The following is a 22,331-nucleotide window of genomic DNA, read 5'->3' as shown; positions in this document are numbered from 1 at the left end:
AAAGAGATATTAGAGATGAGGGATGAGAAAATTCCCTATGCTCATAACAAACAAGAAATAAATAATATTCTACTGTCATTGCGAACGTAGTGTGGCAATCTATTGAATTTGAATTCGACATAAAGATTGCCACGTCACTCGTGCCTCGTTTCTCGCAATGACATCAATTAAAGTTTTTCCTTTTAGGGAAATAAAAAAGGGGTTTTACAAATTTGGGTTCACTGCCAAACTATTAAACAGCTTCGCTTTGGTATTAAAGAATTTATTCTGAAGTTCAATAGCTTTTAACTGCCCATCGATAAGTTTAGATTCACGAGAATTAACCAAGAACAAAGAACTTTCTCCCAATTGAAATTTGCGCTCTTCTGCATAAAGCATTCGTTGGTAATCTGAAACCATTTCTGTAGTGATTTCAGTTTGGGTAACATAAGATGCCAACTCTTGCTTAATCGCTCTAATTTTATTTTGAAGTGTTACTCGCGTGGCATCAATTTCAAACTCTGCATCTCGCTGTTTTATTCGTGCTAATTTTAAATCGCCACGTTCCTTTCGTAAAAACAAAGGTAAGCTAAGATTGAGTCCGCTCTTGTAGTTGGTAGTATTTAAGCTACTGGTTTCGTCTGGTGTTTCCGTAAGAAAATTATACTCTAAGCTTATTTTTGGCAACAGTTTATTTGCTTTTAGCTTAGTATCCACTTCCAAACCTTGCAATTTAAAATCCAAAGATTGCATTTTTGGATGCGTAGCTAGCTCTTGCTCTTCCGTTTGTAGTGTATTAATATCAAATGTTGCATCAATACTAGCTTCTGCATTAATATCTGGAATAACGTCTGGTTGCAATTCCACAGGAATATTATTTTCTAACCACAAAAAATTAGAGAGTTCTAAAGCCGCTTTCATCAACTTTACTTTAGATTGCTCTAAACTAAGCTTTCTGTTATTTACTGCAATTTTTGCTTCTGTAGCATCGATTTCAGCATTTTCACCTACTTCTACTCCTTTTACAATACCTTCATAACGCAATTCTGCATTGGCTAAAAAATTCTGAAACAACACCAATTCGTTATACGCTTGCAACCATTTAAAATAGACCAATGACGCTTCAAATAAAACATTGTTGACATAAATATCTCTGTCTGCCTTAGCTTGTTCCCTGTATAATTTTGCCTGCTTTAAAGCTGCCATTCGATTGTTTATCCACAACCCTTGGCCAACCGGAACAGAAAAACCTGCGCTGAACAAACCATCTTCTGGCACAGTTGATTCTGGGTTTAGGTAATACCCTGAATTTTCTTCAAACTTAGCTTTCAACTCAACACCAAACCAGGTTGGTATTTTAAACATCCCGTTAAGCTTATCGTAATATTCTGTGCCTTGAAATTTCTTTCGACTATAATCTACTTCGACCTTTGGATCAAAAGCACCACGAGACTTCATCAATTTAGCTTGACTCTCATCTATGACCAGCTGCGCTTGCTTTACAACAGGGTGAAACTTTTTTACGTAACCCAAATATTCATCAAAGCGCATGACGTTATCTGTTGGCAATTCACTCTGCGAAAAACCAATATAAAAGACACTAGAAATAATAAATACTAAAAGTAGCCTCATTTCTTTTCCGAGTTTGTGTTATTAGCTTCTGGCTGATAGTAGTTTGGTGGAAATCCGTTGAGTTGTCTCCAAAGTTCAAACCAAATTGGCACGTCTTCTAACAACGCCATTGTGTAAGCACCTGAACCTGCTCTAATCTCTTCTGGCCATTTGTGATCTTCTTCGTCTGGTGCTAAAAGCACTCTAAACTTTCCGTTTGCACTGATAAAATTCTCTACAGCCACAACCTTAGCTCCATAGGTTCCATAGGATACATTAGGCCAACCGCTAAATACAATTGCTGGCCAACCATCAAACTGAACTCTTACTTTTTCACCCAAATGAATTAAAGGTAAATCAATTGGTGCAACATAAGTTTCAACTGCTAAATCTGCCTGTGCTGGCATAATGCCAACTAAAGCTTCTCCCTCTTTAAACGTCTGCCCAATCCCTCCTCTTAACGCTTTATTAATGTAACCATCATAAGGCGCTTTTATAAATCTTAGTTCATTTCTAATCTGATAGTTAGAAAACTCATTTTCTAATTTTGAAACTTGAGCTTCGGTATCAAACTGGCTAGATTGTGCTGTAAACTTATCACTCTGCGCTTTTGAAATTTTATCAGCATACTCTGCACCAAGTCTTGACAGCTCTACTTGCGCGTTAATCACCTCATTTTTACTTGCCAACAATTTATTCTCTTGCGATATTAATTTGGCTTCCGTTTCCTGAAGCTTCAATCGTTTATCTTCAACATCTTTGGTTGCTTTAAAACCCTCCTCCTGCAATGTAACTGTACGATCATACTGGCGTTGTGCAATATTTTTATTGGTATTGGCAGCCTCCAAATCTATACTATCGCTTTTTACTTTTAGACGAGCCTGTGTTAATTTGTTTCTAGCTTGCTCTAGTTTTAGAGAACGCTCATTTGTTAACGCATTTATTTGACGGTCTAATGCTTTCACTTTTTCGGCATACGAACCTACAGATAGTGCTTTGGCGTCACGTTGCTGTTCTGTACGCTCTACAAGGTTAGGATCAAAATACTCGCTTTTAATTTCTGAAATCTGAATAATTGTATCTCCTTTAGACACAAAATCACCTTCTCTAACATACCATTTTTCTATACGCCCTGGAATTGGAGATTGTATGGTTTGCGGTCTTTGCTCTGGTGTTAATGTAGTAACATTACCTCTACCTGTAATGGTTTGTGTCCATGGTAAAAACAAAATAATAATACCCATAATGGCAAAAGCACCTAAAAAGCGATTGAAATATTTATAATACCTACCGTGAAATACACGCTGACCAGATTTTGAACCCTTAATATCAACGGTTTTATTGAGTTGATTGTGTGATATATTTAGCATACTAAATTTCTTTAAGCGATTTTACCATTTTTTAAAGTAATAACCTCTGTACAACCTTGCGACCAGTCATTATTTTTACTTACCACAACTAATGCCCAAGGATTAGACTTGTCTAACAAAAACTTAATGATTCTATCAGCTTCAGATTTTTCAAACTGCTCTAAAGGATCTTCTAGAATTAAAATTTTTGGCTTGTCAACTATAGCTCTAGCCAACACAATTTTTCTTGTTACCGTAAAAGGAATTTGATTTCCGGCAGGATGTAAAATGGTATTCACTCCTTTAGGACTTTCCTTGATGAATTGATACAAACCAACTTGCTCAATTGCCCACATTAACTGTTCGTCTGATATATCTGGATTTCCAAAAGTAATGTTCTCTTTAATGGTAGCTTCAAACGTAGTTTCTTCAGAAAGTGCTAAACCTAGATGTGACCTGTAATGGTTGAGATTTACATTACTTAGCATGAATTTATCTAAATACATTTTCCCTTTTGTAGCTTCAACAAGTCCACCAATTAACATTAACAATGTGGATTTACCCGAACCACTTACACCTTCAATTAAAATTCTACTTTTGGGTTTTATATTTAATGAAATGTTCTTAAGTATAGGTGCTTCTCTACCTGGCACACTATAACTTACATTATCTAATTCTAACACAAAGTCATCCTTAAATTCTGGTTTATCACCATCTTGAGACTCTAGTTCCTTGTCTACTACTTCTCCCATTTTTTCTAGTGATGTTAACACATCATAAAATGCTTCTAAACCTAAAATCAATTTTTCGACTGATGCAATAACTAAAAGAATAATGATTTCTGCAGCAACAAACTGACCTATGTTCATTTCTTGATTTAAAACCAACAACCCACCAATAAGCAATAAACTTGCTGTAACGATGACCTTAAAGCCTATCATTTGAATAAACTGCAGCACTAATATTTTAAAGTGATTTTCTCTGGCTTCTAAGTAACTATTCACAATGTCATCATTCTTTTGCATACCTAAATTAGTCTTTCCAGATAGCTTAAAGCTCACTACAGCTCTAGCGATTTCCTCAATCCAGTGTGCTACACGATACTTGTGCTTAGATTCTTGTATACTTGTTTCTAAACCTTTTTTTGCCGTAAACTTAAACACAATGTAGATAAGCAAGAGTAGAAAAATACCAAAGACAATAAAGAACGGATGGTAAAATGATAAGAGAATTAAGGCAAAAATAATTTGAAGTACTGCCGAAGGTATATCGATTAATATTTTAGCCAATCCCTTTTGAATAGTCAGTGTATCAAAAAAACGATTGGCCAATTCTGGTGGGTAATAATTACGCAGCTCGTTCATTTTTATCTTTGGAAACCTAAAGCTAAATTCAAAAGATGCTCTTGTAAAAATACGTTGCTGAATGGTTTCAATCATTCTTAACTGCATAATTTGAAGCACTCCTACAAATGCAACACCGATGGTAACTAAAATAACCAACACAACCCATGACGTACTGACTTGAGCTCCTTGTATTAAATTTACAATAGCCTGTACACCAAGAGGCAACGTTAAACCTAAAAGCCCTGAAAATACGGCATAATATACAACTTGTAAAATGTCTCTCTTCTCTAATTTTAAAAGTCCCATGAGTCTTTCCCATGGAGACATTGTAGTTTTTTGTTCTATCATATAGATTAACTGATGGTTTTAATAGCTAAGTCCTTAAAAAAATTGGTTGTAGAATCGTATGTATGACAATCTGTAATTGATTTAAAATGCTCTTTTAAAAAATGTTGATGTAGTGCACCACCCACAATGGTGCTTGCCAAACTTGAAGGATGCTTATAATCTGGATTGATGTCTAGAAGCATTTCTTTTAACCTTGTAATTAAACGCTTATACACCACAAAATAACCTTCCTTATTTTCGATATCCACTTCTTTTGTTAGATATGATTTTGAATACTCATTGATGATAATTCTGCTCAGAACTACTTCATTAATATGTGTAAATGCCACATCTTCTTTAATAGTTCTGGTAACAACTTCAATAGCTTTATAAAGTTTTTCTGTTTTATCAGGAATACTATATGTTTCAAATACCATTTGGTATTCTATCCAAGCCCAATACCACGATGTAAGATATAAGAGCAATTTATGCTTGCTTTCAAAATAACGATAGATAGAGCTTTCGTTTGAACCAATTTTTGCTCCTAACTTTTTAAAAGTAAAGCTGTCAAAACCTATGTCATCAATAAGAAGAATACTATGCTCTACGATACGCTTACCAAGATCGGATGATTCCGGATCTTTAATAAAGATTTTTTCTGGTACAGCAATTTTTAAATTTGATAATAAATTTATCATACTCAAAATATTTGATTGCAAATATAATAGTATTACTATCATTTTTGCATATTTAACAAATATTTAGACTATTAATATTATCAATAGCTAGTATAAATAATTTTTATAATATTTAGCTTATAGCTTTGAAATCAGCACTTTTTCCTCTTGAAAGACTTCAATTTTAGGAAGACCTGTAATGGCTTTATCAATCCATTTTAAAGCTTCTGTTTTATTTTTTTTGTGCTTGTAGATTTGTGCCAAACGATAATAAGCCCAAGCTTTTGGCACTCCATCTTTTGAAGAATGGTTAGATAAATAGGCTTTTAGGCATTTCTCCCCTTTTTCTAATTGAATATTATAATCTGCACAAACTTTACCAATCTGGTAGTACATCGCATTACGCTGATGCTTTTGCTGTGCTTCTTCAAGATTATCTATAGCTTTATCTGGTTGGTCTTGCGATTCGTAAAAATTGGTTAGTTTTTCATAACAAGTTACCGAACCACCTTCTTTAATAGCTAGTTTATAATATTTTTCGGCGAGTTCTGGCTCATCGTCATATTCATACACATAACCTTTGGCTAAATACCCATCAACCTTTGAGAGGTTTTGAAGCTCATTAGCATACTTTAATGCTTTTGAAATACTACCTCCAACAATACCTGGAAGTGACACATATAGTTCAACCAAAGCCCAACGTGCATCTATATGTTTAGGATCGAGTTCAGCAGCTTTTAAGAAAGCACTTTTAACATCACCTATAATACCAAGTGCTTTAATTTTACTTACACTAAGCGCTTTCATACCCAAAGCACCACCATATTTGTAATGGTAATTGGCATTTTTTGGGTAGTTGTCTTTTAACTTTTCATATTGTTCTATGGCTTCATCCCACTTCTTTTGATAACCATATGCATCTCCTAGCAGCTCAATTGCTTCTATATCTGTGGAATTAGATTCTAAATAAGAGGTCAATTCCTGTTGAGCCTTTTTATAATTTTTGTCTGAAATATAGCTTTTTGCATTATCCTTTGAAGATTGAGAAAAACAAAAGGTAGACACGAAAAAAATCAACAGAAACTTATTCATAGGCTAAAGAAATTTTTTACAAAAATACAATTTAATAACGAACGTATTCACTCACAAATTGTTTAACTTAACTCACTCAAACAAGGGTTTTACGTTTTATAACTTGGTTTGGAATGCCTTTTGAAGGTATTTTGTAGAAAATTAGAATACACATGAAAAACTATATATCTATACTAATGCTTATTTGCTTTGCTTCTTTTTCTCAAGCCCAAAACAACTTTGACAGCCAATGGAAAAAGGTTATACAACTTGAAAACGAAGGCCTAACTAAAAGTGCTGCCGAACTTGTTGACTCCATTTACAAAGACGCAAAATCCTCAAAAAACAAACAACAAGAGATAAAAGCATTATTGCACAAGAGCAAATACATGTTGATTCTTGAAGAAGACGCACAACTTAATATCGTTAACCTTTTTAAATCTGAAATTGAAGCTTCAAAAGATATCCCTACGCAACATTTATTAGAAAACATGTTGGCAACGATGTACTGGCAATATTTTCAACAAAATCGTTACCAATTTTATAATAGATCGAAAACAGACATAAAGGTTAGTGACGATTTTAGAACATGGGATTTAGAAACCTTATTTCAAGAAATTCATGTGTATTACCAACGTTCTTTAGAGAATGGTCTACTGCTTCAACAAGAGTCTTTAGAAAACTATAATACACTTTTATATGAAGCCAAAGATTCCAAAATCTATAGACCTACTTTGTTTGATTTGTTAAGCCATAATGCGCTTCAGTTTTATAAAACCAGTGAAAATAGCATTACCAAACCTGCGTATCAATTTAAGATTGACGACCCATCATTTTTAGCCGACAGTGAGGTTTTTATTAATTTAAAATTAAGCTCAAAAGATTCCACAAGCCTAGAGCTTAATGCGCTTAAAGTTCATCAGAATCTTTTAAAATTCCATCGTAAGGACAAACAAAGTAAAGCCTTTGTAAATGTAGATATTGAGCGACTAAATTTTGTTTTACAACATGCCACTTTTCATAATGCAGACGATGTATTAATTAAAACTCTAACAGCTAATGCAAAAAACTTACAAGACTCACCACTATCTGCACTTTATAATTATGAAATAGCAACTCAATTTCATCAACAGGGATTTGAATATGATACAGAGATTTTAAACTCTGAAGCGAACGAAAAAAATAAATGGAAGAACAAAGAAGCTTTTGAATTATGCAACGAAGTGATAGCTGCATTTCCAGCAAGTGATGGCGCCAAAAAATGTGAAATTTTAAAACAGCAAATTCTTCAACCTTCTTTAGGACTTCAAGCTGAAGAGTTTATTTCTACAAATACACCTTCAAGACTATTAGTAAATTACAAAAACCTTGCTGAGCTTAATTTCAGCATTTATAAGGTCAACAAAAAACAATTAAAAAATTACCAAAGCCTATACAATGCCGAGGAAAAAGAACGCTTTTTTAAGAATTTAAATCCATTAAAATCATTTACCAGCACCTTAAAATCAGATGGTGATTACCAAGCACATCGCACAGAAATTATTGTTCCAGAATTACAAAATGGACTTTATATACTAAAAGCAGACACCAACAAAGACAATGTGTTTGCTGCAACTCATATTCAAGTAACGGATTTAGCACTTTTAGAGAGCGTACAAAACGACATTATAAATCATCAACTCATCAACAGAAACAATGGTAAGCCGATTTCTGATGCTTCAATAAAAATCTCTTACAGAAACAATAGAGATAAATTTTTTACCAAAAATTTAAAAACAGATCGTTTTGGAAAATTCACTTTCAAAAAGGATGGCAATTATTACAGAAATGTAGAAATTAAAGTAGATTACAAAGACGATATTGCTTTTTTTGGCGACTATTATATTTCTAGAGCCTATGTACCACGTACGAACAATGATACAGAATATAATGTCTTTATATTTACAGATCGCAGTATTTACAGACCTGGACAAACGGCTTATTTTAAAGGCATTGTTACAGCTACCAAAGATGATAATACCGAAGTTTATGCCAACGAAAAAGCGACTGTAAAATTAAAAAATGTTAATGGAGAAATTGTAAGCGAACTAGAACTTAAAACTAACGAATTTGGTTCTGTTGCTGGCGAATTTATTTTACCTAACGATGGACTTACAGGAAACTTTACAATCGAATTGACTTGTGGCAGAAAAGGCTACACCTACTTCTCTGTTGAAGAATATAAGCGCCCAAAGTTTAAACCAGAATTTCAGCCTATTACTGAAACTTTTAAAGTTAACGACAGCATTACCGTAAAAGGAAAAGCCGTTGCTTTTGCTGGTAGTAATATTACTGATGCTAAAGTAGTGTATCGTGTAAAACGCCAGATACAATATCCAAGTTGGTGGTATTGGAGACGACCAGGTTATTACAGTTCTGAAGCGCAGGAAATCACATTTGGAGAAGGCACAACAAACGACAAAGGTGAATTCGAAATTACGTTTAAAGCTTTACCTGACGAAAGCGTTTCTAAAGACAACCTTCCTGTTTTTAATTATGAAGTTACTGCTGATATTACAGATATTAATGGAGAAACACGTTCTACATCAACGGTTGTAAATGTTGGCTATCATGCTATGACTTTGCAAATTTCTACTCCAAACCAGATTGATAAAACTAAAAAGGAAGTAGAACTAACTTTAAATTCCCAAAATCTTAATGGTGAGTTTGTGCCGGCAAAAGGAACCTTAAAGATCTTTAAACTAAAGTCACCTGATGCTATTCTGAGAGCTAGACCTTGGAATGCACCAGATTTTCAGGTAATTTCTAAAGAAGAATTTAAACGTCTATTTCCTCACGACCCATACAATGACGAGCATTTATCAACCAATTGGGATAAAGGAGAAGAAGTTTTTTCAACAGATTTCGATACTGAAAAAGAAAAGACCATCACATTAAAAAAACTAAAAAAGTGGAACTCTGGTCAATATATTATTATTGCAAAAAGCAAAGATAAATTTGGAGAAGACGTAAAAGCTGAAGCGTACACAAATCTATTTAGTGACAAAGATAAAACTGTTGCAGACAATCAACTTTTTGAAGCCTCTCTAGATAAAGACAATTACAAAGCTGGTGACGTTGCAAAACTCACCATTGGCTCAGCAGCAAAAGACATAACAGTGACTGTGGAAGTTGAAAAAGACAACAACATCATTGTAACACAGTTGGTAAAATTGAACAACTCTAAACAAACCATCAGTATTCCTGTTTTAGATGGTGATTTAGGTGGTTTTGAAGTGCATATTAGCTTTGCCGCTTACAACAGTTATGTTTCGCAAAGTTTTAGCATTAATGTCCCTTATCCTAAAACAGACTTAGAGATTGAAACCACAACCTTTAGAGATAAGTTACAGCCAGGACAAGACGAAACCTGGAGTTTTAAAATCAAAGGCCCAAAAGGAGATAAAGTCTCTGCTGAACTTTTAGCAAGTATGTACGATGCGTCTTTGGATGAATTTAGAGCACACAACTGGAGTTTTAACCCTATTAACAGACCATCTTACTACAGTAGAATAAACAAGAATGGTGGACGCAGTTTTGGCACTACTAGTTTTAGATTATTTAATCATTTTAATTATCCAATGTCTTATACGACACAAAGCTATGACCAACTGAATTGGTTTGGATTTTATTTTAGTTTGAATGAATATCAAATAATTAGAACTCGAGAAGTTGCTGGCAATGTTGTATATGAGGTTGAAGAAACTGATTCAGGCATTGATTATATGTCATCACCACAAGCAAAATTAAGTGGAGAAGTTAGAGGTGTTAATGACATCAAATTTGAAGGAGGAATGTTAAACCCATCTAATTTTAGAGATGGTGACAAAAAATCTGACACATTAAGCAACAGCACCATAAATAATAAAGAAGATTTAGATAAAGACAATATACAAATCCGCAAAAACCTCAACGAAACAGCTTTTTTCTTACCACAATTACAAACCGATGAAGATGGTAATGTAAGTTTTAACTTTAAAGCACCTGAGGCCTTAACCAAATGGAAACTACAATTATTAGCACATACCAAAACTTTAGAAAGTTCGGTAAAGCAACTAGAAGCTGTGACTCAAAAAGAGTTGATGGTGATACCAAATGCACCACGTTTTTTGCGAGAAGGTGACCAAATTACCATTAGTACAAAAATTGCTAATCTTACTGAGAAGGAATTGTCAGGTATGGCAAGATTAGAATTGACTAATCCTTTTACTGGTGAATTTTTATCACGAATCTTTCAAGGTGAAATAGGCAGAAATTATACAAGAATAAGTGATTTAACCGACAAAGACTTTACAGTTGATGCAAAAGGGAACACGCAAGTGTCTTGGACACTAAACATTCCAAAAGGCCTTCAAGTTGTTCAGTATAAAATAATTGCTATTTCAATAGATCCTGAAAAAGGTGATCAATTTAGTGATGGTGAACAAAACGCTTTACCAGTCTTATCCAACAGAATGTTAGTCACTGAAACACTACCAATGTGGATTCGTTCTAACGAAACGAAAACGTTTACTTTGGATAAGCTAAAGGACAACACCTCAACAACGTTGACCAATCATAAGTTGACTTTGGAGATGACCTCCAATCCTGCATGGTACGCTGTACAAGCTTTGCCTTATTTAATGGAATATCCATACGATTGCAACGAGCAGACGTTTTCAAGATATTATGCTAATGCCTTGGCCCAGCATATTGTGAAGTCTAATCCAAAGATTGAAGCGGTTTTCAATCAATGGAAATCCTCAGACGCATTACTTTCTAACCTTGAGAAAAATCAGGAATTGAAATCACTTTTAATTCAAGAAACACCTTGGTTACGTGACGCGCAATCTGAAACTGAACAGAAAAAGCGTATTGGCTTGTTATTCGATCTTAATAAAATGAATAATGAGCTCAATTCAGCATTGCGAAAACTGAAACAAAACCAATTACCATCTGGTGCTTGGCCTTGGTTTAATGGTGGCTATGCTAATCGTTTTATCACGCAACACATTATTTCTGGGTTTGGGCATTTAAAGCAACTCAATGTTATTCAAAGTGACAGCGAAGCATCTATGATTCAAAACGCCATTCAATATCTAGATGCAGAATTCGTAAAAGAATATAAAGACATCAAAAAGTATAATAAGGATGCTGATTTAAGTAAAGACCATTTGTCTTACACGCAACTGCACTATATGTATGTACGTAGTTTTTTTCCTGAAGTAAAAGCTTCAAAAGAAGTAGAAACTATAATGGATTACTACAAATCACAGATGCAGAAGTATTGGTTAAAACGTTCGTTATATGCCAAAGGTTTAATGACCTTAACGCTTCACAGAATGAATGATGATAACACAGCAGGAAAGATTTTAAAATCACTTAAAGAAAATAGCATTACCTCAGACGAATTAGGTATGTACTGGAAAGCGAACACGAGTTCTTGGTACTGGCACCAAGCACCAATTGAAACACAGTCACTTTTAGTTGAAGCTTTTTCAGAAGTTGGTACTATCATTCAGAGTGAAACAAAGAATATTGAGGACATTGACAACCTAAAAATCTGGCTACTAAAAAACAAACAAACCAATAAATGGGAAACCACCAAAGCAACCACGGAAGCTGTTTATGCCTTATTGCTTCAAGGTAGTTCTTGGTTGGATGTCACTGAAATGGTTGATGTAAAAATTGGTAACGAAACTATAAACCCTTCAACATTAGACAATGTAAAAGTTGAAGCAGGAACAGGTTACTATAAAACATCGTGGACAGGTGAAGAAATTAAAGCAGAACAAGCCAATGTTACTATTTCTAAAAAGGGAGATGGTATTGCTTGGGGAGCTTTATACTGGCAATATTTTGAAGATTTAGACAAGATTACTTCAGCTGAGACACCATTAAAGCTAAGTAAAAAACTATTCTTAAAATCTAATACTGATAAAGGTGAGGAAATTTCAGAAATTACTAGAGACACTAAATTGAATGTTGGTGATCTAGTTCGCGTTCGTATTGAATTACGTTCTGATAGAGATATGGAATTTGTTCATCTTAAAGATATGCGTGCGGCAGGTTTTGAACCTATCAACGTATTATCACAATACAAATGGCAAGATGGTTTAGGCTATTACGAAAGCACTAAAGATGCAGCGACTAACTTCTTTATGGATTATTTACCAAAAGGCGTTTATGTTTTTGAATATGATTTGCGCGTAAATAATGCTGGAGATATGAGTAATGGCATTAGCACGATTCAGTCAATGTATGCACCTGAATTTAGTAGCCATAGTGAAGGTGTGAGAGTGAGTGTAGAATAATTTATATAGTTGTATTAAGATATTCTCTATCTTTAGAATAACTAACTAAATTATTTTATCAATATGAATGCAACTGTTTTTAAAGTCATCCGAATCATTTTCGGAGTCTTATTGGTAGTGTTTGGTGCAAACAAATTTTTGAATTTTATGTCTGCACCTGAAGAAATTCCAGAGCCTGTAATGAATTACATGGTGGCTCTAACATCAACAAAAACCCTTGAACTCGTTGGTATTGTCGAAGTGGTTGCTGGTCTCGCTTTTGTATTTAACAAATTCGGAGGTTTACTGGCTATTATTTTGATGAGCGTATCTGTAAATGCTGTTTTATTCCACGCGTTTTTAGGACCGGCAGATATTGCAGGAGCAATTGTTCTATTAGTACTAAATATTGTAATGCTAGTAGGCTACAAGGAACAGTATAAACCTATGTTGAAATAAAACAAAAAGGCTTCCAAATTGGAAGCCTTTTTGTTTTATTTATTTACTACTCGGCGGAGTCGTTGGTCTTACTTCAATTTTACTCGGTAAGGTTCTAGGATTCATTTTTAATAAATCTACAACCAGTTCACCAATATCTTCAATTTGAATTTTCCACGCTCCAGCTTCACTTGGTTCGTTACCATTAAAATGTGTAGACACCGAACCTGGCATTATCGTACTGACTTTGATACCGTATTTGCGTAAGTCTAACATTACAGCTTGTGTAAACCCTGTAACACCAAACTTACTAGCGTTATATGCAGAACCTCCTGCGAAGAAATTGGTTCCTGCTAAACTAGAAATTGTGATGTAATAGCCTTTAGATTCCTTTAAGGCATCAACACTTGCTTTTATTGAGTTAAACACACCTGTTAAGTTGGTGTCAATAACTGCGTTCCATTGCTCTACTGTTAATTCCTCAATACTTCCGAAGTGTCCCAATCCTGCATTTGCAACAACAAGATCTAACTGACCAAAAGTATCAAGTGTTGCTTTTACCGCTTTCTCTTGACTCTCTAATTGTCTAACATCTGCTTCTAGTCCAATTACTGCGTTTTCTGAATTGGTTTTAGATGCTAATTCTTTCGCTACTGCTTCTGTAGATTCTCGATCTCTTCCTGTAATAGCAACTTTAAAACCTTGATTGAGTAATGCTTCTGCAATACCGTAACCAATACCTTTAGTTCCGCCAGTTATCAGAGCTACTTTACCTTCTAATATGTTCATCGTTTTGTTAGTTTTTTGAATTCAATCAAAATTACAAAACCGAATAACCATGATGAAGTTTTAATTGTTAGGAAAATGATAAAGTTTAGTTCTTAGGTGGATACTTACTGAAAATCTTTTCAACCAAAGCATCAAAATAGGCTTGACGTTTTTCTGGTGAAGCATTTTCTCTGTAACTGCTTTCACTAACAGCTTGCCAGAATAAGCGTTCGTTTTGGTTTTTATCTACAAAATCAATCGTGATTTGTCGTGTATTTTGGTTGCCACCAATAGGGATTCCTACAGAGACACCACCAAAACCTCCTCCGCCTCCACCACCTGCACCAACGCCAACGGTAGAGTTATTTCTATTAATTACATCTTCACTTTGTATATCAATATAAAAATCTGGATTTTCTGAGCGCGACATACCCATTGTTGCCAATTTTGCATCGATTGCACGCATGATACGTTTGGTGTCTAACTGACTAAGACCTGTTTGCATATCACTGAAATAGTCGTAGGTTTTATACTTTGTAAAGTCTGTAGATGTCTCGTAATCGTAATTCACCACAGTGCCACAAGATGACACCAAAAGAAATAAGAATAGATATTTTAGAGCTTTCATTTTTATTTTAAAGATACTTAAAAAATAGATGCTGTATCGATAACGGAAAAACAGAAGGAAAATTTTAACTATTCTTCCTCAGAATCTGGCTCAACAACTTTTGTAAGCGAAGAGGAAATAATTCCGGTTGGTATGGCCACAATACCTAAACCAATTAAGAGTATAAAAAAAGTAAAAATTCTGCCACCAACCGTAATAGGATACACATCTCCATAACCTACTGTTGTTAAGGTGACGATAGACCACCAAAGGCTATCAAAAATTGAAGAAAAATGCTCTGGTTGGGCTTCGTTTTCAAAATAGTAAATGCCTATAGCCGCAAAATAAATAAGCACCAAAGTAACTCCCATGAATAGAACAATTTGTTCTTTTGCCAATAGCATTGCCTTTGCAAAATGCCGCATGGCTTTATTGTATCTTACCAACTTAAATAGCCTAAACAGTCTAAACATTCTCAGTACTCTGAGAGAGCGAAGATCTAAACCAAAAGACAAATAAAAAGGCAGAATGGCAAATAAATCTATAAGTCCAAAAAAGCTAAAAATGAATTTTGGTTTGTTGTCTGCGACATAGATTCTAGCTAAATACTCTAATGTAAAAATTACTACACAAAATACTTCAATAGAATTAAGGATTTCTTTGGTTTGTGGTTTTAAATTTGGAAGTGTTTCTACCGAAAAAGTAATGACAGACAACACAATTAACAACTGAATAAAAAACGCAAAACTCTTACTGAGTTTATTGTCGTTATATTCTACAATGTTTTTAATGGTATCCTTCATCTTCTCGTAACTAAATAATTTAGATAAAAATAGTATTATTTAGGCTAAAAATGTGAAGATTCTGAAACAAGTTCAGAATGACAAAAGATAGATTTTAGAAACATTAATTGTTCAGCATTTTCCAAAGTTTGTCCTTTAGTTCCGTAAGCCCTTGTTGTGCTACAGATGAAATAAACATATAGTCACACTCTAAATTCTTGTCTAAAATGGTAGACATTTCAGACTTTAATTCGTCATCCAACATGTCAGATTTAGAGACACATACAAAACGCTCCTTATCTAACATTTCAGGATTGTAGCGTCTCAATTCATCTACTAAAATTTCGTACTGCTCAACAATATCTTTTGCGTCAGCAGGAATTAAAAACAGTAAGATTGAATTACGCTCTATATGTCTTAAAAAGTAATAACCGAGTCCTTTTCCTTCGGCCGCTCCCTCAATAATTCCAGGAATATCAGCCATTACAAACGACTGAAAATCTCGATATTTTACAATGCCTAAATTAGGCTTAAGCGTTGTAAACTCGTAATCTGCAATTTTTGGTTTTGCAGACGTTAACACAGACAGTAAAGTTGATTTCCCAGCATTTGGAAAACCGACCAAACCAACATCTGCTAATACTTTTAATTCTAAAGTAATATCTCTTTCTTCGAGAGGAATACCTGGTTGTGCATAGCGCGGAGTCTGATTTGTAGAACTCTTAAAATGCCAGTTACCACGACCACCTTTACCACCTTCAGCTACGATTTTTTCTTCGCCGGCTTCAGTTATTTCAAAAAGGATACTATTGGTTTCTGTATCTCTGATTACAGTTCCAAGAGGCACTTCGATAATAGCATCTTCACCATCAGCTCCAGTACTTCTACCAGAACTACCATGCTCACCATGCCCAGCTCTAATGTGTCGCTTAAACTTTAAATGAAGTAATGTCCATAAATTTTCGTTTCCTCTTATGATAACATGGCCTCCACGACCACCATCGCCTCCATCAGGTCCACCCTTAGCTATATATTTTTCACGATGTAAATGTGCAGAGCCTTTACCTCCGTTTCCAGAAGCTACGTGCATTTTTACATAGTCTACAAAATTTCCTTCAGTCATACTTACTTCCCACGAAAGTGGGAATCTTTTTAATTAAAATAGAACTTATAATTATAAGATTCCTGCCTTCGCAGGAATGACAATTACAATTTATCAATCACGGCACTCAAACGCTCTGTGATATCTTCAATGCTACCTACACCATCAACACCATAATATTTGTCTTGTGCAGAATAGTAATCCTTTAATATTGCTGTTTTATCGTAGTATTCTTTAATACGGTTTCTTATGATACTTTCGTCTGCATCGTCGGCTCTACCACTAGTTTCACCACGCTTTAATAAACGTTCTACTAACACCTCATCATCTACTTCTAAGGCTACCATAGCATTAATTTGAGAATCTTTGCTATCCATCAATTCATCTAATGCTTTAGCCTGTGCGTTCGTTCTTGGAAAACCATCGAAAATAAATCCGTTAGCATCGGCATTTTTTTCTACCTCTTTGTTCAACATATCAATCGTCACCTGATCTGGCACCAACTCACCTTTGTCCATATAAGACTTGGCTAACATACCCAGAGCTGTTTCGTTTTTAATGTTGTATCTAAAGACATCTCCAGTAGAGATATGTACTAAATCGTATTTTTCTTTTAAGAAGTTAGCTTGTGTTCCTTTACCCGCACCTGGAGGGCCAAATAGCACGATGTTTGTCATGTGTTGTGTTGTTTTTAATTGGTATACATTTGGTAAATCTCTTCCCAAACCATCATAGTCTAAGCCGTAGCCAACAATGAATTTATTCGGAATTTCTTTACCTACATAATGAAGTTTAAAGTCTTTATCGTAAGCCTCAGGTTTATAGAACAACGTAGCAATAATTAATTGTTTAACGTTTTCATTTTTAAAGATGCGATGCACTTCTTCAAGCGTATTACCTGAGTCTATTATATCTTCTAAAATAACAACCGTTCTACCTGTTAAATCCTGTGTTAAACCAATAAGTCTCTGAATATCTTCAGTTGATTTAACACCTTCATAAGACGCTAATTTTATAAACGTGACTTCACAAGGATTTGGATATTTTTTCACGAAGTCGCTCACAAACATAAACGACCCATTCATTATCCCAACAAACACAGGGATTTCATCTCCTATATCTGCAGCAATTTCGTTCACCATACGTTGAACGATAACATCAATTTCATCTGCATTAACAAAAGGTTTGAAGTATAAATCGTGAAGCTTAACAACCATGGTATTATTTTAGAAACGCAAAGATAATGAATTGATTGAGGATTGCCGATTTTTTGAATTACGAATTTAAGAGTATCTGCTATAATTAGCTTATTTTTGCATTGAATTAATGTTGAATCTTAAAAAATTTCCCTTTTACTTGGGAAGTAAACATGAACTACTTTTCTTCAAATTTTAAACTCGGAATTCTTGGTGGTGGTCAGTTAGGAAAAATGATGCTGTATCACACACGCAAATATGATATCTATACTTGCGTTTTAGATCCAAGCAAAGATGCGCCTGCAAGATTGGCTTGCGACGAATTTTTTGTTGGCGATTTATTAGATTATGAAACGGTTGTTAACTTCGGAAAAAAGGTTGATGTTCTCACCATTGAAATTGAAAATGTAAACGTTGAAGCGCTAGAAACGCTTGAAAAGAAAGGCATTAAAGTTTACCCTTATGCAAAGACCTTACGAACTATTCAAAATAAGGCAACTCAAAAATTGTTTTATCGCGACCATGACATCCCAACCGCTGATTTTTCACGCTTTGCATATACCTCTGAAATTGAAGATGCTTTAGACAATGGTGGTTTAAGCTACCCATTTGTATGGAAAAGTGCACGATTTGGTTACGATGGACAAGGAGTAAAAGTCGTTAGACGCTACACGGATTTGGTAGATTTACCAAATGTAGAGTGTATCGCAGAAGATTTAATTCCATTTAAAAATGAATTAGCTGTAATTGTTGCAAGAAACAGTAAAGGTCATTTAAAAACGTACCCAGTTGTTGAAATGGAATTTCATCCTGAGGCCAATCAAGTTGAATATGTAATTTGTCCGGCTAGAATTCCGGATAACATTGCAAAAAAGGCCGAACTCGTAGCCTTAAAAACTGCAGCCGCTTTTGAACACGTTGGACTTTTGGCAGTAGAAATGTTTCAAACTGAAAACGATGACATTATTGTAAACGAAGTGGCACCAAGACCTCATAACTCTGGTCATTACAGTATAGAAGCCAGTTATACTGATCAGTTTGAGCAGCACTTAAGATGTATTTTAGGATTACCACTCGGCAATACCGAAAGTAAAGTGGCGGGTGTTATGGTGAATTTGGTTGGTGCTGAAGACCACACTGGTAATGTGCTTTATAAAAACATTGAAGAAATTTTGGCCATGGATGGTGTTACACCTCATATCTATGGAAAAAAACAAACACGTCCGTTCCGTAAAATGGGTCACGTTACCATTGTAAATAAAGACATTAACAAAGCAAGAGAAATTGCCGAAAACGTAAAAAAAACTATTGAAGTAATAAGTGAATAAAACATGAGCAAAGTAGGAGTTATAATGGGAAGCAAAAGCGATTTGCCAGTAATGCAAGACGCAATAGAAATATTAAAAGGTTTTGACATTGAGGTTGAAGTTGATATCGTTTCCGCACATCGTACACCTGAAAAGTTGTTCGATTATGGTAAAAATGCGCATACAAGAGGTATCAAAGTAATTATTGCTGGTGCTGGTGGTGCAGCGCATTTACCAGGCATGGTAGCTTCTTTATCACCTTTGCCTGTTATAGGAGTTCCTGTAAAAAGCAGTAATTCTATAGATGGCTGGGATTCGGTTTTATCTATTTTGCAGATGCCAGGCGGAGTTCCCGTGGCTACCGTTGCTCTCAATGGAGCGAAAAATGCTGGTATTCTAGCTGCTCAAATTTTAGGCAGTGCTGATCAGTGTATTTTAGACAAAGTAATCGTTTACAAAGAAGGCTTAAAAGCTAAGGTTATGGAGTCTGCAAAAGACCTATAAAAAAGCCTCAACTTTCGTCAAGGCTTTTTTCGCTATTAACCAATCCTTAAGAACAAAAGTTCTTGTTCGTCAAAGATGGCGCAAATGTAATCAAACTTATTTAACTAGTAAACACCGACGTCTTAAAATAGCGTTAAAATTCACATTATCAATAACATACGTAAGAAAAATTACACGATATTAAAATGACTACTCTAAACAAAACTTTTGATACTCAATACAATACAGCTCCTTTCTCAAAAATAAAAAATGAAGATTTTCTTCCTGCTTTTAAAATAGCTATCGAAAAAGCTAAAAACGAAATTGATGCCATTGTAAACAACACAGAATCAGCATCATTTGAAAACACTATTGAAGCTCTGGATTATTCAGGAGAAGAATTAGACAGAATTTCGAGTATTTTTTTCAATTTAAATTCTGCTGAAACTAATGATGAGATTCAAAAAATAGCTCAAGAAGTATCTCCTCTTTTATCTGAATTCAGTAATGACATTACACTTAACGAAAATTTATTTAAACGTGTAAAAGCAGTTTATGATTCTAAAGCTGAGTTAGAGTTAACTACAGAACAAGCTACATTATTAGATAAAAAGTATAAAAGTTTTTCAAGAAACGGAGCTAATCTTCCTGAAGACAAAAAGCAAAAATTACGTGCTATTGATAAAGAATTAAGCCAGCTCAAATTAAAATTTGGTGAGCACATTTTGGCCGAAACCAACAAATTTGAAATGCTTCTTACAGATGAATCTGATGTTTCTGGATTACCAGAAGGAGCTAAAGAAGCTGCTAAACAATTAGCCGAAAGCAAAGGTAAAGATGGTTGGTTAATCACTTTAGACTACCCAAGTTATATTCCATTTATGACTTATGCTGATAATAGAACATTACGTGAAAAATTATCTAAAGCATTTGGAAGCAAAGGATTTAAAAATGATGCCTTAGACAATCAGGATATTGTTTTAAAAATTGCAAATCTTAGGTTTGAGCGTGCTCATCTTTTAGGTTATAAAACACATGCACATTTTGTACTTGAAGAGCGCATGGCAAAAACACCAGAAAAGGTTAATGAATTTTTAAACGAACTTTTAGAAAAGGCCAGACCAGCAGCCAAAAAAGAGTTCGAAAAACTTGAAACTTTTGCCAAAGAACTAGACAACCTAGATGAGTTACAAAAATGGGATTCGGCTTACTATTCTGAAAAATTAAAACAAAAATTATTTAGCTTAGATGACGAGCAATTAAAGCCTTATTTTAAACTAGAAAATGTTATCAATGGTGCATTTAAAGTTGCCAAAAAACTCTTCGGTTTAAAATTTGAAGAAATCGATACCATAGACAAATACCATGACGATGTTTTAACTTATAAGGTTGTTGATGCAGAAGACAATCTGGTGTCTATCTTTTATGCCGACTTCTTCCCAAGAGCTGGAAAACGAAATGGTGCATGGATGACTTCGTACAAGCCTCAAATGATTAAAAATGGTAAAAACGAGCGACCACACGTATCTATAGTTTGCAATTTCACCAAACCCACTAAAAGCAAACCTTCATTATTAACCTTTAATGAGGTTACAACATTGTTTCATGAGTTTGGTCATGCATTGCATGGTATGCTAGCAAATACGACCTACCCTAGCCTTTCTGGCACTAGCGTGTATTGGGATTTTGTAGAATTACCAAGTCAGGTTTTAGAAAACTGGTGTTACGAAGAGGAAACTCTAAAATTATTTGCTACGCATTATGAGACGGGAGAAGTTATCCCAATGGATCTTATTGAAAAAATAAAAGCTTCAGCCACTTTTCACGAAGGTATGCAAACACTACGTCAGTTAAGTTTTGGTATGTTAGACATGAGTTGGCATGGTGTAGACCCAACAAAAATTACGGACGTAAAAGTACATGAAGTTGAAGCTTTTGGTGAAACTCAACTATATCCTGATGTTGAAGAAAACTGTATGAGTACGGCTTTTGCACATATTTTCCAAGGCGGTTATTCTTCTGGTTACTACAGTTATAAATGGGCAGAAGTGTTAGATGCAGATGCTTTTGAATACTTTAAAGAAGAAGGTATTTTTAATAAAACAGTTGCTGATAAGTTTAAAACTCATGTTTTATCGCAAGGTGGCACAGAAGATCCTATGACTTTATACAAGAAATTTAGAGGACATGAGCCAAAACCTGAAGCTTTACTAAGACGTGCCGGTTTGATAAAATAGCTAATATTTTAACATCTTAACCGTTCTGCTGTAACTGCTAGAATTAATTTTTACAAGATATACTCCTGTATTTCTTAACTGGAGATCGTGAGTGGTTTTCGAGGTAATATTTAGTGTTTTGGTAACAACTTTTTTACCAAGTACATCATATACCGCAATATCATATTGTGCCGCATTATTAAATGTTAGTGTGCCATTACCAATACTAATACCATTAGTTATATCAAAAGCCTCAACTGACAAAACAGCTGAACCAAAACCATAATCGCTACCCTTTAAATCTGCAGATTGACGTGACTGATCTGAGTTGGTAATTAAGAAGTACCAGTCAAATACTTCAGTGCTTGAAGGAATTGTTGTAGTGTTTAGCATAGGCTCTTCTATGTAATTTCTCGTTGCAGGATTAAACGTTGCTACATAATAACCCAAACTAGAATCATAGGTTAAAGGGATTAATGTGGAAACATTTGTAAAATCATCATGATAATCCCAAGTTAGTGGATCAGCATCGGTTTGCAAGCCAGTATATAAATACAAATTAGGATCACTTAAAGGATCGAAAACAGAATAGTCTCCCAACTCACCATATTTAAAAGTTAGAGTGCCAGAATTTATATCGCATGGATCTGGAACAAGCTCTATTTGGGCTTGGCTTATCCCGAACATAAGTAGTGCTAGACATAGTAGTTTTATTCTCATATTTAAGGCTATTTTAATCTAAGATAGTAAATTTCAATAAA

At 34.6% G+C, this 22,331-nt stretch carries 16 protein-coding genes; 5 read left to right on the top strand and 11 right to left on the bottom strand.

What is annotated here, in order from left to right; genetic code table 11:
• Positions 1-204: 204 nt before the first annotated feature.
• The 5 genes from MST30_RS08880 to MST30_RS08860 all read right to left on the bottom strand — a co-directional run bounded on the left by MST30_RS08880 (position 205) and on the right by MST30_RS08860 (position 6,381).
• The gene (locus MST30_RS08880; RefSeq protein WP_243471062.1) at positions 205-1,611 is read right to left on the bottom strand and encodes a TolC family protein; all 1,407 of its coding nucleotides are present in this window, start codon (positions 1,609-1,611) and stop codon (positions 205-207) included.
• Positions 1,608-2,960, bottom strand: a complete 1,353-nt coding sequence (locus tag MST30_RS08875) for an HlyD family secretion protein (protein WP_243471061.1) — start codon at positions 2,958-2,960, stop codon at positions 1,608-1,610. Before MST30_RS08875 ends, MST30_RS08880 begins: the two co-directional genes overlap by 4 nt.
• Before the next feature lie 11 nt (positions 2,961-2,971).
• Positions 2,972-4,633, bottom strand: coding sequence for a peptidase domain-containing ABC transporter (locus MST30_RS08870; RefSeq protein WP_243471060.1), 1,662 nt, complete (start codon positions 4,631-4,633; stop codon positions 2,972-2,974).
• Between the two features lie 5 nt (positions 4,634-4,638).
• A complete protein-coding gene (locus MST30_RS08865) occupies positions 4,639-5,310 on the bottom strand; it encodes a TetR/AcrR family transcriptional regulator (RefSeq protein ID WP_243471059.1) in 672 nt (223 codons plus the stop codon).
• Positions 5,311-5,427: 117 nt separating this feature from the next.
• Complete coding sequence (locus tag MST30_RS08860; RefSeq protein WP_243471058.1) at positions 5,428-6,381, bottom strand: tetratricopeptide repeat protein; 954 nt, start codon at positions 6,379-6,381, stop codon at positions 5,428-5,430.
• Between the two features lie 152 nt (positions 6,382-6,533).
• Here MST30_RS08860 and MST30_RS08855 point away from each other — a divergent pair, with 152 nt between their 5' ends.
• Both MST30_RS08855 and MST30_RS08850 read left to right on the top strand, forming a co-directional pair.
• A complete protein-coding gene (locus MST30_RS08855) occupies positions 6,534-12,692 on the top strand; it encodes an alpha-2-macroglobulin family protein (protein ID WP_243471057.1) in 6,159 nt (2,052 codons plus the stop codon).
• Positions 12,693-12,755: 63 nt separating this feature from the next.
• Positions 12,756-13,130, top strand: coding sequence for a DoxX family membrane protein (locus MST30_RS08850; protein ID WP_243471056.1), 375 nt, complete (start codon positions 12,756-12,758; stop codon positions 13,128-13,130).
• A gap of 39 nt (positions 13,131-13,169) precedes the next feature.
• On the opposite strand, the gene MST30_RS08845 is transcribed toward MST30_RS08850, so the two are convergent.
• From MST30_RS08845 to MST30_RS08825, 5 genes are all read right to left on the bottom strand, one after another.
• The gene (locus MST30_RS08845) at positions 13,170-13,898 is read right to left on the bottom strand and encodes an SDR family oxidoreductase (RefSeq protein ID WP_243471055.1); all 729 of its coding nucleotides are present in this window, start codon (positions 13,896-13,898) and stop codon (positions 13,170-13,172) included.
• An 85-nt stretch (positions 13,899-13,983) separates the two neighbouring features.
• Positions 13,984-14,505 (bottom strand): DUF4136 domain-containing protein, encoded by a 522-nt coding sequence (locus tag MST30_RS08840; protein WP_243471054.1) that lies wholly within the window; start codon positions 14,503-14,505, stop codon positions 13,984-13,986.
• 68 nt (positions 14,506-14,573) lie between these two features.
• Complete coding sequence (locus MST30_RS08835) at positions 14,574-15,287, bottom strand: ion transporter (protein WP_243471053.1); 714 nt, start codon at positions 15,285-15,287, stop codon at positions 14,574-14,576.
• 103 nt (positions 15,288-15,390) lie between these two features.
• The gene (gene obgE / locus MST30_RS08830) at positions 15,391-16,389 is read right to left on the bottom strand and encodes a GTPase ObgE (protein ID WP_243471052.1); all 999 of its coding nucleotides are present in this window, start codon (positions 16,387-16,389) and stop codon (positions 15,391-15,393) included.
• 83 nt (positions 16,390-16,472) lie between these two features.
• Positions 16,473-17,585 (bottom strand): adenylate kinase, encoded by a 1,113-nt coding sequence (locus tag MST30_RS08825; RefSeq protein ID WP_243471051.1) that lies wholly within the window; start codon positions 17,583-17,585, stop codon positions 16,473-16,475.
• Between the two features lie 152 nt (positions 17,586-17,737).
• Between MST30_RS08825 and MST30_RS08820 the strand changes: the two genes are divergently transcribed.
• The 3 genes from MST30_RS08820 (at position 17,738) to MST30_RS08810 (ending at position 21,591) form a co-directional block, all read left to right on the top strand.
• On the top strand, positions 17,738-18,892 hold the full coding sequence (locus MST30_RS08820; RefSeq protein WP_243471050.1) for a 5-(carboxyamino)imidazole ribonucleotide synthase: 1,155 nt from the start codon (positions 17,738-17,740) through the stop codon (positions 18,890-18,892).
• A 3-nt stretch (positions 18,893-18,895) separates the two neighbouring features.
• On the top strand, positions 18,896-19,375 hold the full coding sequence (purE, locus tag MST30_RS08815) for a 5-(carboxyamino)imidazole ribonucleotide mutase (protein WP_243471049.1): 480 nt from the start codon (positions 18,896-18,898) through the stop codon (positions 19,373-19,375).
• Between the two features lie 185 nt (positions 19,376-19,560).
• A complete protein-coding gene (locus MST30_RS08810) occupies positions 19,561-21,591 on the top strand; it encodes a M3 family metallopeptidase (RefSeq protein ID WP_243471048.1) in 2,031 nt (676 codons plus the stop codon).
• Here the strand turns inward: MST30_RS08810 and MST30_RS08805 are convergent, their stop codons facing one another.
• Positions 21,592-22,290 carry a T9SS type A sorting domain-containing protein gene (locus MST30_RS08805; protein WP_243471047.1) on the bottom strand — a complete coding sequence of 233 codons (699 nt, stop codon included), beginning with the start codon at positions 22,288-22,290 and terminating at the stop codon, positions 21,592-21,594.
• Positions 22,291-22,331 lie beyond the last annotated feature (41 nt).

This window comes from Winogradskyella sp. MH6 (genome assembly GCF_022810765.1).
Lineage (GTDB): Bacteria > Bacteroidota > Bacteroidia > Flavobacteriales > Flavobacteriaceae > Winogradskyella.
Note: the sequence above shows the minus strand (reverse complement) of the source record. Positions and strands in the feature narration are given on the sequence as shown.